12 protein-coding genes are annotated in these 12,038 nt (G+C 63.0%); 2 read left to right on the top strand and 10 right to left on the bottom strand.

The features are described 5' to 3' along the window. The first annotated feature begins 72 nt into the window (after nucleotides 1-72). The gene (locus tag LDN75_RS08215; RefSeq protein WP_223936640.1) at nucleotides 73-1,212 is read left to right on the top strand and encodes a bifunctional 2-methylcitrate synthase/citrate synthase; all 1,140 of its coding nucleotides are present in this window, start codon (nucleotides 73-75) and stop codon (nucleotides 1,210-1,212) included. A 112-nt stretch (nucleotides 1,213-1,324) separates the two neighbouring features. Here the strand turns inward: LDN75_RS08215 and LDN75_RS08210 are convergent, their stop codons facing one another. Further along, nucleotides 1,325-1,819, bottom strand: a complete 495-nt coding sequence (locus tag LDN75_RS08210) for an NUDIX domain-containing protein (protein ID WP_223936639.1) — start codon at nucleotides 1,817-1,819, stop codon at nucleotides 1,325-1,327. 88 nt (nucleotides 1,820-1,907) lie between these two features. Between LDN75_RS08210 and LDN75_RS08205 the strand changes: the two genes are divergently transcribed. Beyond that, nucleotides 1,908-2,681: a hypothetical protein gene (locus LDN75_RS08205; RefSeq protein ID WP_223936638.1), complete on the top strand. Its 774-nt coding sequence runs from the start codon at nucleotides 1,908-1,910 to the stop codon at nucleotides 2,679-2,681. A 36-nt stretch (nucleotides 2,682-2,717) separates the two neighbouring features. On the opposite strand, the gene xerD is transcribed toward LDN75_RS08205, so the two are convergent. The 9 genes from xerD to LDN75_RS08160 form a co-directional block, all read right to left on the bottom strand. Continuing rightward, nucleotides 2,718-3,677, bottom strand: coding sequence for a site-specific tyrosine recombinase XerD (gene xerD / locus LDN75_RS08200; protein WP_223936637.1), 960 nt, complete (start codon nucleotides 3,675-3,677; stop codon nucleotides 2,718-2,720). A 2-nt stretch (nucleotides 3,678-3,679) separates the two neighbouring features. Then, entirely contained in the window at nucleotides 3,680-4,342 is a 663-nt protein-coding gene (locus LDN75_RS08195; RefSeq protein ID WP_223936636.1) for an NUDIX hydrolase, read from the bottom strand. 49 nt (nucleotides 4,343-4,391) lie between these two features. Further along, nucleotides 4,392-6,137, bottom strand: coding sequence for a CTP synthase (locus LDN75_RS08190; RefSeq protein WP_223936635.1), 1,746 nt, complete (start codon nucleotides 6,135-6,137; stop codon nucleotides 4,392-4,394). A 147-nt stretch (nucleotides 6,138-6,284) separates the two neighbouring features. After that, nucleotides 6,285-8,024 carry a DNA repair protein RecN gene (recN, locus tag LDN75_RS08185; RefSeq protein WP_223936634.1) on the bottom strand — a complete coding sequence of 580 codons (1,740 nt, stop codon included), beginning with the start codon at nucleotides 8,022-8,024 and terminating at the stop codon, nucleotides 6,285-6,287. Between the two features lie 3 nt (nucleotides 8,025-8,027). Beyond that, a complete protein-coding gene (locus LDN75_RS08180; RefSeq protein WP_223936633.1) occupies nucleotides 8,028-9,086 on the bottom strand; it encodes an NAD kinase in 1,059 nt (352 codons plus the stop codon). A 13-nt stretch (nucleotides 9,087-9,099) separates the two neighbouring features. Next, on the bottom strand, nucleotides 9,100-9,912 hold the full coding sequence (locus tag LDN75_RS08175) for a TlyA family RNA methyltransferase (protein ID WP_223936632.1): 813 nt from the start codon (nucleotides 9,910-9,912) through the stop codon (nucleotides 9,100-9,102). Nucleotides 9,913-9,915: 3 nt separating this feature from the next. Then, on the bottom strand, nucleotides 9,916-10,179 hold the full coding sequence (locus LDN75_RS08170) for a hypothetical protein (protein ID WP_223936631.1): 264 nt from the start codon (nucleotides 10,177-10,179) through the stop codon (nucleotides 9,916-9,918). Nucleotides 10,180-10,188: 9 nt separating this feature from the next. Next, nucleotides 10,189-11,175, bottom strand: coding sequence for an HAD-IIA family hydrolase (locus LDN75_RS08165; RefSeq protein WP_223936630.1), 987 nt, complete (start codon nucleotides 11,173-11,175; stop codon nucleotides 10,189-10,191). Beyond that, on the bottom strand, nucleotides 11,168-12,028 hold the full coding sequence (locus LDN75_RS08160; protein ID WP_223936629.1) for a hypothetical protein: 861 nt from the start codon (nucleotides 12,026-12,028) through the stop codon (nucleotides 11,168-11,170). Before LDN75_RS08160 ends, LDN75_RS08165 begins: the two co-directional genes overlap by 8 nt. Nucleotides 12,029-12,038: the final 10 nt, after the last annotated feature.

The raw sequence follows: 12,038 nt of genomic DNA, 5'->3' as shown, positions 1-12,038 counted from the left end.
CGGGAATCACCAAGGGGAAAGCAAGCACTCCGGATTAACGGGGCTCTTGCACAATGAACGAAGGAGTTCAGCATGGCTGCTGAAGACATCAAAAAGGGCCTTGCCGGCGTCGTGGTGGACTACACCGCGGTCTCAAAGGTCAACCCGGACACCAACTCCCTGCTGTACCGGGGATACCCGGTCCAGGAACTGGCCGCCAAGTGCAGCTTTGAAGAGGTCGCCTACCTGCTATGGAACGGCGAACTGCCCGACGATGCCCAACTGGCTGAATTTGTTGCCCGCGAGCGGGCGGGGCGTGCCCTTGACCCAGTGGTCAAGTCAGTCATCGACACGTTGCCCACCACCTCCCACCCCATGGATGTTTGCCGTACCGCAGCTTCGGTAATGGGAGCCCGGCATGAGCTGGCTGAGGATTCCTCACCAGAAGCCAACATGAAGAAGGCAATCGACCTCTGGGCTGCGATGCCCGCGGTAGTCGCCTACGACCAGCGCCGCCGGCGCGGCCAGGACGTGGTCGAACCGCGGGAAGACCTCGACTACTCCGCGAACTTCCTCTGGATGACCTTTGGCGAGGAAGCAGTAGTGGAGGTTGTGGAGGCGTTCAACGTCTCGATGATCCTCTACGCGGAGCACTCCTTCAACGCCTCCACCTTCACGGCCCGCGTGGTCACCTCCACGCTCTCTGACCTGCACTCGGCTGTGACCGCTGCCATCGGCGCCCTCAAAGGCCCACTGCACGGCGGCGCCAACGAAGCCGTCATGCACACCTTCGACGAGATCGGCATCCGCAGCGAAGAATCCATGGAGGAAGCCGCGGTCCGGGCCCGTGCCTGGATGGAAGACGCCCTGGCGAAAAAGAAAAAAGTCATGGGCTTCGGACACCGCGTCTACAAGCACGGCGACTCCCGCGTGCCCACCATGAAAGCCGCACTGGACAAGATGATCGCCCACTACGGACGGCCCGAACTCCTGGGCCTCTACAACGGCCTCGAACAGGCCATGGACGAGGCCAAGGCCATCAAGCCCAACCTCGACTACCCCGCGGGGCCCACTTACCACCTCATGGGCTTCGACACCCAGACCTTCACCCCCTTGTTCGTCGCCAGCAGGATCACCGGCTGGACAGCCCACATCATGGAGCAATTTGCTTCCAACTCGCTGATCCGTCCGCTGAGCGAATACAACGGGCCCGAAGAGCGGCACGTGCCGTAGCTCGTTGGTGCCTCTGCACGCCATAGCAGCAGCTACCCCGGCGGGCCGGTCACCGAAAGGCGACCGGCCCGCCGTCGTTCACCTAGTAGCCCGGAGGGTGAGTCTCCGTTGGCTAGTCCGTTGCAACCCAATCGATGGTGTGGACCTCGGCCACGCTCTCGTTATCGGCAGCCAAGTCCACTCGAACTGCAATCCGCTGGCCGGAAATCATCGCGGGGAGCCAATGCTCGGCGTCTGCCCACATCCGTTCCACCGGCAACTTGGACACGGGGAACCATTCCGGCGCAATCTCGTCGCTTTCAGACGGTTCCCCTTCCCAAGCACGGGTCAGATACACAGTGGTGGCCATGTTCCACTCAGGTCTGGCAGGAAACACGAAATCAATGATGCCGGCCGGGATGAGGTCCGCGGCGTTGACCAGCACGCTGATTTCTTCCATGACCTCGCGGCAGACGGCCTGGATTGCGGTCTCCCCAGGCTCCACGTGGCCGCCTACGCCCACCACTTTCCCACGTCCAAAACCGGTCTTCTTGGTGCCGAGGAGGACGTGCTCCCCGTCCCCGCCGTCGCGGAGGAGGAAGCACAATGTCACATGGGCTGCTGTCATGCTGCCTACCTTAACCCGATCTCCCGTGCCGCGACTGCCATTGCTTCAGTGCAATTGCCACACTCAGTCCAATTGCTACAGTGAGCCCATGAGCGAAGGTGGGGGCGAAGCGCACGCCGAGGCAGCGGCCATCAAGAACACTGTGAAGCCGCACGTCGCGGACGATATCGGTGCAGCCCCCGTGGCCGAATCCGAGGCACCCACCAAAGCAGCACCGGAGCGCGACGGATGGCTGCCCGGTTGGGTGGTTGCGCATCCGCTCTACGCCGGCTGGGCCTGGACAGTGGTGTGGGCAGGACTCATCGTCCTTGATGAAGTGGTGGACCTGGCTGGATGGACCTGGTACCTACTCGTCCTCGCCGCTGCGCTGCCGACGCTGCTGTCCACGCTGGCCGTGCTGCATGCCACGCCACGCAGCCACCTCAAGGCCGTGGACGCCACCGTCCTTGGCCACTTTTTCGTCCGCTTCCTAGCCCTGGTGGCGGCCTTTATGGTGTGGGCCGCTTCGGTGGTGATGAGTGCTTCCATCTCCACAACTGTGCAATCCGTTATAGGCGATTCCGAAAAAGAGGTGACCGCACTCGGCTTCAACCTCATGCTGGCTTCGGTCCCGCTGGTTCTCTCGGTCCTGTGGATGGCGTTTATCGTGCGGTGCGCCTGGTTCCTCCGGCGGCTACGCGGTTGGCGGCAATTACCGTTGAAAACACGGGTACCCAAGAAATTCCTCAAGGGGCGTCCGCGCTTGAAACGGGTAGTGGTGGGACTCGCCCACCCCGGGCTTTTGCTCGTGGCCGGTTTGGGGACGTCGCTGCTGGCACTGTTTGTGGATGCTGTGGAATTGACATTCAGCGTGCTGGACTAGCTGCTGGCGCCTACCGGAATACAGCTCAGCGCAAGCTCAGCCGAGCGCCCTGGGATGGGCAGCTGCGTACACCTCACGAAGGGTATCGGCCGTGACCAAAGTGTAGACCTGGGTGGTGGTCACCGATGCGTGCCCCAACAGCTCCTGGACCACGCGTACATCGGCCCCGCCCTCCAGAAGATGCGTGGCAAAAGAGTGGCGCAGGGTGTGCGGCGAAACATCCTTGGTGATGTTGGCCTTCTCTGCAGCAGTCTTCAGTATGGTCCAGGCACTTTGCCTGCTGATCCTGCCGCCGCGGGCATTCAAGAACAGCGCTGGTGTCCCTTTGCCCTTGGAAGCGAGCATCGGCCTGCCACGGACCACATAGGCCCCGACGGCGCGCGCACCGTAGGAGCCCAAGGGGACCAAACGCTCCTTGGAACCTTTTCCGAACAACCTCACGATCGCCGGCCCGTCGCCAGTATCCTCAAGGGAAACGTCGTCGACGTCCAGCCCTACGGCCTCGCTGATACGCGCCCCCGTGGAGTAGAGAAATTCAAGCAGCGCCCGGTCCCTTAAACCCGTAGCAGAATCCGAACCTGCAGCTTCAAGGATCCGCGTTACTTCACCCACACTGATGGCTTTCGGAAGCCGTTTGCCCGGCATGGGTGGGTGGACATCGTTGGCGGGATCCGACGTCGTGGTTCCTTCAAGAGCCCAAAACTTGTGGAGCCCCCGAACCGCCACTACGGTCCGGGCTGCCGACCGAACGCCCAGGGCCGCAGCGCCATCGGATCCATCGGACAAGGCTTGGGCGAAGGCGGTGACATGGTGCCGCGTGATGTCTCCGGGCCGTTCCAAACCTTGGCCGGCCAGGAAGTTCGAATATCGGGCAAGGTCCCGGCGGTAGGCAGCCAAGGTGTTGGCAGCCAGACCGCGCTCCACTCCGACGTGCTGAAGGTAGTCGGTGACTCCGCGATCAATGCCGTTGGCGGTGCGGGTGGCGGCCTCGGCCATTCTTAGCGCTGGCTCGGGTGCGCAGGCCAGGGCGCGTCCGCGGGACGCAGGCTGGAAAAGCCATCGGCCTTCGCGGCAGCAGCGGCAAGGATTCCCAGGACCGCAGACGGATTGTGCAAGCGGCCTTCCAGTACGGCCTTCACGGCGTCGTCAAGCGGAATCCAGTGGAACTCAATTTCTGACTCTTCATCGGTGCGGACATGCAGGTCAGCCTCGGGAACATCGCTCAGCCCCCGGGCAAGATAGATGCGGACCGCTTCGCTGGAGGATCCGGGAGAGTTAAAGAAGTCCACCAGGACATTCCACGTCGCCGCAACAAGGTCAGCTTCCTCAGCGAGCTCCCGGGCGGCGCCCACCACGAAGTCCTCGCCCTCAACATCCAGCAAGCCTGCCGGGATTTCCCAGAGGTCCATACCAACGGGGTGCCTGTACTGCTTCAGGAGCAGGATTTCACCGTCAACGTTCATAGGCAGCACAGCCACCGCGCCAGGGTGGTCGATGTAATCACGGACCAGGGTGTCCGTATCCTCGCTGAGCTGGAAGGCGTCGCTGACCACATCCCAGATACGGCCTTCGTAGACCTTGCTGGTAGACAAAAGACGGCGCGGGCTCGGCGTATCCGAAACCTGCCTTGAGGTGCTGGGGGTTTCAGAAATGCCGGGCATCGCGCCGTCCTTCGTTAGTGGTGTTTGCGTTTAGTTGGCAGCCACCGCGTTACTTGGCAGCTACCGCGCTGGCACCGGTCTTGGTTCCCACAACGGCACCTTCACGCCGCTCCAAGGCTGCCTTCACGAGGCCCGCGAAAAGCGGGTGAGGGCGCGTCGGGCGGGAGCTAAGCTCCGGGTGTGCCTGCGTAGCAACGTAATATGGGTGCACTTCGCGGGGAAGCTCAACGTACTCAACAAGCTTGCCGTCAGGCGAGGTACCCGAGAAGACGAGGCCCTTCGCCGCGATCTGCTCACGGTACTTGTTGTTGACCTCGTAGCGGTGGCGGTGGCGTTCGCTCACTGAAGTGGTGCCGTACGTCTCTGCGACGACGGACCCCTCGTCCAGCTTGGCCTCATAGAGGCCCAGGCGCATCGTGCCGCCGAGGTCTCCCTTGCCTTCCACAATGTCCAATTGCTCTTCCATGGTGGCGATGACCGGGTACTTGGAGTCCGGCTCGAACTCGCTGGACGAGGCGCCTTCAAGGCCAACTACGTTCCGGGCGTATTCGATCACCATGCACTGCAGGCCCAGGCACAAGCCCAGAACCGGGAGCTTGGATTCACGGGCGAACTTCAACGCCCCCAGCTTGCCTTCGAGGCCGCGGATACCAAAGCCGCCCGGTACGCAAATAGCGTCGACGCCGGCAAGGGACTTGGTGGCACCGGCGAGGGTTTCGCACTCGTCCGAGGGAACCCAACGGATCTTGACCTTGGCCTCATTGGCGAACCCACCTGCGCGGAGTGCTTCGGTGACCGAGAGATACGCATCCGGGAGGTCGATGTACTTGCCCACCAGGGCGATTTCGACCTCGTGCTTAGGGTTGTGAACAGCCTCAAGCAGCTTGTCCCACTTGCTCCAGTCGACGTCCTTGAACGGCAGGTCCAGGGCGCGGACGATGTAGGAGTCCAGTCCCTGTGAGTGCAACGTCTTGGGGATGTCGTAGATGCTGGGTGCGTCGGCCGCGTTGACCACGGCGTCGATGTCGACATCGCACATGCGGCCGATTTTCTCACGCATGGCATCCGGAACTTCGCGGTCCGAACGGATCACGATGGCTTCGGGCTGGATACCAATGGAACGCAGGGCTGCCACGGAGTGCTGCGTAGGCTTGGTCTTCAGTTCCTGGGAAGGACCAATGTATGGGACCAGCGAAACGTGGAGGAAGAAGACATTGTTCCGGCCGATGTCCTGGCGCACCTGGCGGGCCGACTCAAGGAAGGGCTGCGATTCGATGTCGCCCACGGTGCCACCGATTTCGGTGATGATGACATCCGGAGCGTTCTTGCCTTCGGAGGGAAGGCGCATGCGGCGCTTGATTTCATCCGTGATGTGCGGGATGACCTGAACGGTGTCTCCGAGGTATTCACCACGGCGTTCCTTGGCGATGACCGTGGAGTAGATCTGGCCAGTTGTCACGTTGGCCGAACCTTCGAGGTTTTCATCGAGGAAGCGCTCGTAGTGTCCAATGTCGAGGTCGGTTTCGGCGCCATCATCAGTCACGAAAACTTCGCCGTGCTGGAAGGGATTCATCGTGCCCGGATCCACGTTCAAATAGGGATCGAGCTTCTGCATAGTTACAGACAAACCGCGTGCCCGCAGCAGGTGGCCGAGGCTGGAAGCCGTCAGACCCTTACCGAGCGAGGACGCCACACCACCGGTGACGAAGATGTGTTTGGTCGTCTTGGACGAGCCCGGGAACCGGGAATTTACACGGGAATTTGATCGCTGCACCACGGAATTCGAGCTTATCATCAATTACGCCTTCCAAGCGTCCGTCCGGATTCCCCAAATGGTCAATAGTTGCCCAAGACCATGCCTGCAATCAAGAGCCGGGCGGGAGCAACTGCACGGATGTGATAGTGCTCGCAGTCCGGCACTTGCTCCGGTCCCACCAAAATCCTAGGCCTCCTGGGGAAGCAATCTCGCGTCGTCCAGCAACTCCTGCGCGTGTGCCTGGGCAGATTCCGAGTCCTCCTGGCCAGCCAACATGCGGGCAAGCTCCTTGACCCGCTCGTCGTCGCCCAGGAGCTGAACGTCGCTGGAGGTAAATCCGGTGGTTGTTTTACCGTCGGCGCCGCGCACCGACGTCTTGGTGACGCGGATGTGCTGATCAGCGAACGCGGCAACCTGCGGCAGGTGCGTGACCACCAGGACCTGGACATGGCGGGCCAGCATCGCCAACCTCCGGCCAATCTCGACGGCGGCACGCCCGCCGACGCCTGCGTCCACTTCATCGAAAACAAACGTAGGAACAGGATCCACGGCAGCGAGCACCACCTCGATGGCCAACATCACGCGTGAGAGCTCACCGCCGGATGCCCCCTTGCCCAGCGGACGGGCAGGAGCGCCGGAATGCGGCTGCAGGAGGAAGGCGATCTCGTCAGTGCCCCAAGGGCCCAGGGAGCCGTTGTCCTCGACGTGGATGACCAGCGTGGCGTCCGCCATGGCCAGCGCCTTCAGTTCGGCGCTCACACGGGCTGAGAGGTCCTTGGCTGCCTTGAGCCGGGCCTTGCTGATCGCGGCAGCCAGCTTGCGGAGGGTCGCCTCCGAAGACGCAACCTCAGCGTCCAGGGATTCGATGCGGCTGGAATCGTCCTGCAGTTCATCCAAGCGCAGCCGGGCGGTGGCAGCCCACTCCAGCACTTCATCGATGCTGGGGGCATACTTGCGGATCAGCTTGGCCAGGACGGCCCGGCGTTCCTCGATTTCGGAGAGCCGCTCAGGGCCTTCAGTGTCCAACGCAGCCTGGTAGCTGGACAACTCAGCAGCGATGTCGTTCAGGAGGAAACCGACCTCAGCCAGCCGGGCTGCGGCAGCACCCAACTCCTCATCGTGATCTGCAACGTGCTCAAGAGTCCGCTTGGCTGCGTCGACCATTGACGTGGCATCCCCGGCATCGCCGAATTCCTCTGCAATGAGTGACTCATGTGCGGCTGCCGCTGCCAACCGGAGCTCCTCAACGTTGGCGAGCTTTACAGCCTCCGCCTTGAGGATTTCGTCCTCACCCGGCTGCGGATCCACGTCATCGATCTCTTTGAGTGCCGCGTCCAGCGACTCCGCTTCACGCAGGCGTTCCCGCGCCTCGCTGCGAAGGGTCTCCAGCTCGGCCTGAATTGACTTCCAGTGGTTGTACAGGTCCTGGTACTCTCCCAGGACCTTGGCCACCGATGCACCAGCGAAGCGATCCAGGGCGTGCCGCTGTGCAGTCGCGCTCTTGAGCCGGATCTGGTCCGACTGGCCGTGCACCACAACCAGGCTCTCGCCAAGTTCGGCCAGGACCCCCACAGGTGCCGCCCGTCCACCCACGTAAGCCCGGCTCCGGCCATCGGCACCAACGGTGCGCGCCAGCAAGAGCTCGGCCACGCCGTCGAACTCCTCGGCCTCACCGCCAGCCTCCTTGGCCCGCTCCACTGCGCTGTGGGCTGGATCAAGCTTCAAGACTGCCTCGGCGGAGGCCGATTTGGCGCCGCTGCGGACGGCGCCCGCGTCCGAACGGGCACCCAGGAGAAGCCCGACGGCGGTCACCACCATCGTCTTGCCGGCACCCGTTTCACCGGTAACGACGCTGAGGCCAGGACCTAGCGGCAGGGCGGCATCGGTGATGACGCCGAGATCACGGATTCGGAGTTCTTCAAGCATGCTTCACTTCGCATTCGTGGGGTCGGATGGCTCACCGTGCCCCGGGTTTTGGGAGGTTTCGGCGTCCCGGGGGCTACCCGCTTCCCGGGGAGTCGGCAAGGGCGCCGGTGAAAGGGTTCGGATCACCGGGATGGGACCGGTGTGGACTTCCCCTGACCGGGGAGCCGGACCGCGCCAGCCGTGGATGGGGAGTTGGAACTTGCGCACAAGCCGTGCCGAGAAAGGTGTCCTGTGCGTCCGTGCGAGCCGCACCGGCGTGGCAGAGCGCGTCACCTCAACACGGGCTCCAGGAGGCAAATCAACGGAGCGCCTGCCATCGCACCAAAGGACACCCAAGGCATCCGTCCGGTTCATGATTTCCACGGCGAGCTTGGAACGCGGAGAGACCACCAAAGGCTTCGCGAAAAGGGCATGGGCGCTGATCGGCACAATAACAAGCGCCTCCACCTCAGGCCACACCACCGGTCCACCTGAGGAAAACGCGTACGCTGTTGATCCTGTGGGCGTCGCAAGGACCACCCCGTCACAACCAAACGACGTCAACGGCCGTTCATCCACCTCAGTGACGACCTCAAGCATGCGTTCCCGGTTGGCCTTCTCAATAGCGGCCTCGTTCAGCGCCCACGTGTGCCAGATCTTCTGGCCCTTGATCCACACCTGGACATCGATAGTCATGCGTTCTTCAACGGTGTACTGGCGGCTCGCGATCCACTCAACCGTCTGAGCGAGGTCAGCACGTTCGCTCTCCGCAAGGAAGCCCACGTGGCCCAGGTTGACGCCCAGCAAGGGAACGTCCACCTCGCGGACCAGCTCCGCAGCGCGCAGGATTGTTCCATCGCCGCCCAGGACCATGACCAGTTCCACGTCTTCCAAACTGACGTCGTCGTGGAGGATTTCAATGGGCGTGTCCACGGCGCCAAAGAAGCGCTCAACGTCTGCCAATTCTGACTTCTGGAGGACCGGAACCAGGCCCGACGAGTGCAGTTGCGTACAGGCATCCCACGCTGCGCGGAGCGATTCCTCCCGCCCTGTGTGGGCAAGGACAAGTACATGCCTGCTCATCGGGTTCTGCTTTCTAGTCGTTCGGCCAGAGGTTCTTTATCAACGCAGCAACGTCCTCGTCCCGCTCTTCGATCTTAGGCAACACCGCGGACATCCTGCGCTTCATCCACAGGAAGTATTCAACATTTCCGTCCTGGCCCGGCAGAGGACTGGCCGCCAGGCCGTGAAGTTCCAGCCCGGCATCAACGGCACCGCGGGCCACTTGGGCCACCGCCCGGCGTCGTTCATGCTCCGATGACACGACACCTGTGCGGCTCAGCCGCTCCTTGCCCACTTCGAACTGCGGCTTGACCATCAGGACAAGGTCCCCACCAGGTTCCGTACAAGCAGCAAGCGGCCCCAGGACCAACGTCAGGGAAATGAAGGACAGGTCTGCGACGGTCAGGGCTGCGGTGCCGCCGATCTGCTCCGGCGTCATATACCTGACATTGAGCCCCTCATGGACCACCACCCTCGGATCATCCCGAAGGAGCGGCACCAGTTGGCCATGCCCGACGTCCACCGCCACCACTTGCGCGGCACCTTGGCGAAGCAGCACGTCAGTGAAGCCGCCCGTGGAGGCACCGGCGTCGAGACACCGGCGGCCGGCTACCTCGACCCCAGGAAAAGCGGCCAGCGCGCCCGCCAACTTGTGCCCGGCCCGGCTCACGTAAATGTCCTCGAGGTGGGATTGGACGTCCAGCTCCGTATCGGCGTCCACCTGCTGGGCCGCTTTGGCGAACACAACCCCACCCGAACTCACCTTGCCGTCGCTAATGAGCTTGGCAGCATGCGTCCGGGACCTCGCCAGCCCACGCGTGACGAGTTCCTGATCAAGTCTGGCCATCCGCTATTCGTCGCCTTCCGGGCGGGTAGGACTGGCATGCCGGTCCGCAGCCGGCGGCAGGCCAGGCTCAGCATCCAGCGCCTCCAGGAGAGAGTCATGAAGAGCTGAATACAGCCCCGCATGGTCTGCCACCGGAGCACCCTGAACCCCTTCCAGCAAGCTCAGGGCACGGTCCACAGGGGCATCGCCGGTGGGATCCAGAGCCTCCGGCCAGTGGACAGCAGGCCGTTCAGCCTCAGCTTCGGGCAGATTGTTGGGCTCGGTCATCGCACCAGTCTAGTGAGTTCGCCATTCCAGCTGGGGCGCTTGGGCCACAGCGGTGTCCGGAACCGCAGCCCACCATGCCGCACACGCGGCCCGCCACGCGTCGAGGTCATCCTTGTGCCCCGTGAGCGTGACCTTGCCGTCCTCGGCAATGGCTGATGCTGCACCGCAACGGTAGGTGCCGGCGTCGCTGACGATTTCCGGGTAGGGAGCGTAAAGGTCACCCAAGTTCGCCAACAAGTAGTCGGGGCGCTCTTCCGTCCGCGCAGCCAAAATCGTCAGTGTGGTATCCACCCCGGTGAGCACTGCCGCCGTCGCAAATCCAGCCCGGTTTCCGCCGAGGATGTCCGTGTCCAAGCGGTCCCCCACCACCAGCGGGCGATCAGACTTCAGCCGCTTGGCAGCAGCGTGGAACAACGGCGCTTCGGGTTTCCCGGCCACCAGCGGCGTCTTGCCTGTAGCGGCCGCCACCGCGGCAACGAGCGTGCCGTTACCAGGAGCCATACCGCGCGCCTGCGGGATGGACATATCCGTGTTGGTCGCGAACCATTGGGCGCCACCGGCAACAACATAGGAGGCCTCAGCGAGGTCCTTCCAACCGATCTCCGGGTTGAAGCCCTGGACAACAGCCACCGGCGACTCCGCAGCGCTATGCACGGGCTTGAGGCCCACGAGTTCGATCTCGTGGGCCAACGCCGCACTGCCCGTGATGAGGACGTGAGACCCGGCAGGCAGCATGGAAGCAAGCAACTCCCCCGCGGCCTGCGAAGAGCTGACCACCTGGTGGTCCTCCGCAGGCGCGCCGAGTTCCCGCAAATGCGCGGCAACCTGGGCGGGGGTACGCGAGGCGTTGTTCGTCACATATCCCAACCCGACGCCGACTGTTTCCAGCCGCTTCAGCGACTCCACAGCCCCGGGAATGGCATGGGGACCTGCATAGACAACGCCGTCAAGATCGGAAAGAACGGCGTCAAAATACGAAACGAGTGAATCAGCCATGCTGGGAGTCAGTGCCCTGTTCCTGGGTGGGTTCCGTGTGGGTTACGGTTTCGTCAGCCTCTTCTGCTTCGTCGGCTTCGTCCGTTTCATCGGCTTCGTCGGCTGAATCAATGTCCGACTCAGCGTCGTCCGACTCGAAGTAATCCGACTCGGCATCGTCAATGTCAACGTCGTCGTATTCGGCATCTGCAGCAGCCGCCTCGGCGATCACCGATTCGCTTTCCGGCCTCACGACGTCGGAATCCTCACCGCGCTTCTCGAAGCGCGGCTTCCGTGCAGCTGCTGCTTCTTCCTGCTCGTCCCAGCCGAGGTCAAGAATTTCCGGTTCGGCGAAGTCGCCAACACCCAGGGCATTCTCGGCTACCAGTGCCTGACGAGTCCACTTTTCGGCTTCCTCAGTCCGACCCACAGCCGTCAGTGCTTCAGCATAAGCACGGAACAGGCGGGGGCTGTAAGAGAATGCCCGGTTGATGTCCAGCTGCGGGATCTCAAGTTCGGCAACAGCAGCATCAAGCTGGTTGAGGTCCGCCCGGGCGCCCGAAGCCACGATCGCCAGCTCTACCTTGCCCGGCGCGTCCAGGTCCTGCGCTTCAGGGGACCGGACCATGTCCAGAGCACGGTCAGGGCGGCCAAGGCCACGCTCACAGTCCGCCATGACGGGCAGATGAACGTTGGATCCGCTGATGCGGCGGTACGTACGGAATTCCCGCAGAGCCTCGCCATAATGGCCAGCAGCATAAGCCGTCAGGCCAACAGCTTCCCGAACAGCCGACAGCCGGCCACCCCTACGGCTGGCAGCAAGCGCGTGCTGGAAAGCCAGCTCGGGCTCGACGTCGATCAGGCGGCCAGCCATGACCAGGTGC

The organism is Arthrobacter sp. StoSoilB5 (assembly GCF_019977235.1).
GTDB lineage: Bacteria > Actinomycetota > Actinomycetes > Actinomycetales > Micrococcaceae > Arthrobacter.
The sequence above is the reverse complement of the archived record's forward strand: the minus strand, read 5'-3'. Positions and strand labels throughout refer to the sequence as shown.

What these genes read in the sequence shown, in the direction of transcription:
- LDN75_RS08205 (WP_223936638.1), top strand. Translation starts at nt 1,908, where the DNA reads ATGAGCGAAGGTGGGGGCGAAGCGCACGCCGAGGCAGCGGCCATCAAG.
- LDN75_RS08180 (WP_223936633.1), bottom strand. Translation starts at nt 9,086, where the DNA reads ATGAGCAGGCATGTACTTGTCCTTGCCCACACAGGGCGGGAGGAATCG.
- LDN75_RS08175 (WP_223936632.1), bottom strand. Translation starts at nt 9,912, where the DNA reads ATGGCCAGACTTGATCAGGAACTCGTCACGCGTGGGCTGGCGAGGTCC.
- recN (WP_223936634.1), bottom strand. Translation starts at nt 8,024, where the DNA reads ATGCTTGAAGAACTCCGAATCCGTGATCTCGGCGTCATCACCGATGCC.
- LDN75_RS08215 (WP_223936640.1), top strand. Translation starts at nt 73, where the DNA reads ATGGCTGCTGAAGACATCAAAAAGGGCCTTGCCGGCGTCGTGGTGGAC.
- LDN75_RS08165 (WP_223936630.1), bottom strand. Translation starts at nt 11,175, where the DNA reads ATGGCTGATTCACTCGTTTCGTATTTTGACGCCGTTCTTTCCGATCTT.
- LDN75_RS08160 (WP_223936629.1), bottom strand. Translation starts at nt 12,028, where the DNA reads ATGGCTGGCCGCCTGATCGACGTCGAGCCCGAGCTGGCTTTCCAGCAC.
- LDN75_RS08210 (WP_223936639.1), bottom strand. Translation starts at nt 1,819, where the DNA reads ATGACAGCAGCCCATGTGACATTGTGCTTCCTCCTCCGCGACGGCGGG.
- LDN75_RS08195 (WP_223936636.1), bottom strand. Translation starts at nt 4,342, where the DNA reads ATGCCCGGCATTTCTGAAACCCCCAGCACCTCAAGGCAGGTTTCGGAT.
- xerD (WP_223936637.1), bottom strand. Translation starts at nt 3,677, where the DNA reads ATGGCCGAGGCCGCCACCCGCACCGCCAACGGCATTGATCGCGGAGTC.
- LDN75_RS08190 (WP_223936635.1), bottom strand. Translation starts at nt 6,137, where the DNA reads ATGATAAGCTCGAATTCCGTGGTGCAGCGATCAAATTCCCGTGTAAAT.
- LDN75_RS08170 (WP_223936631.1), bottom strand. Translation starts at nt 10,179, where the DNA reads ATGACCGAGCCCAACAATCTGCCCGAAGCTGAGGCTGAACGGCCTGCT.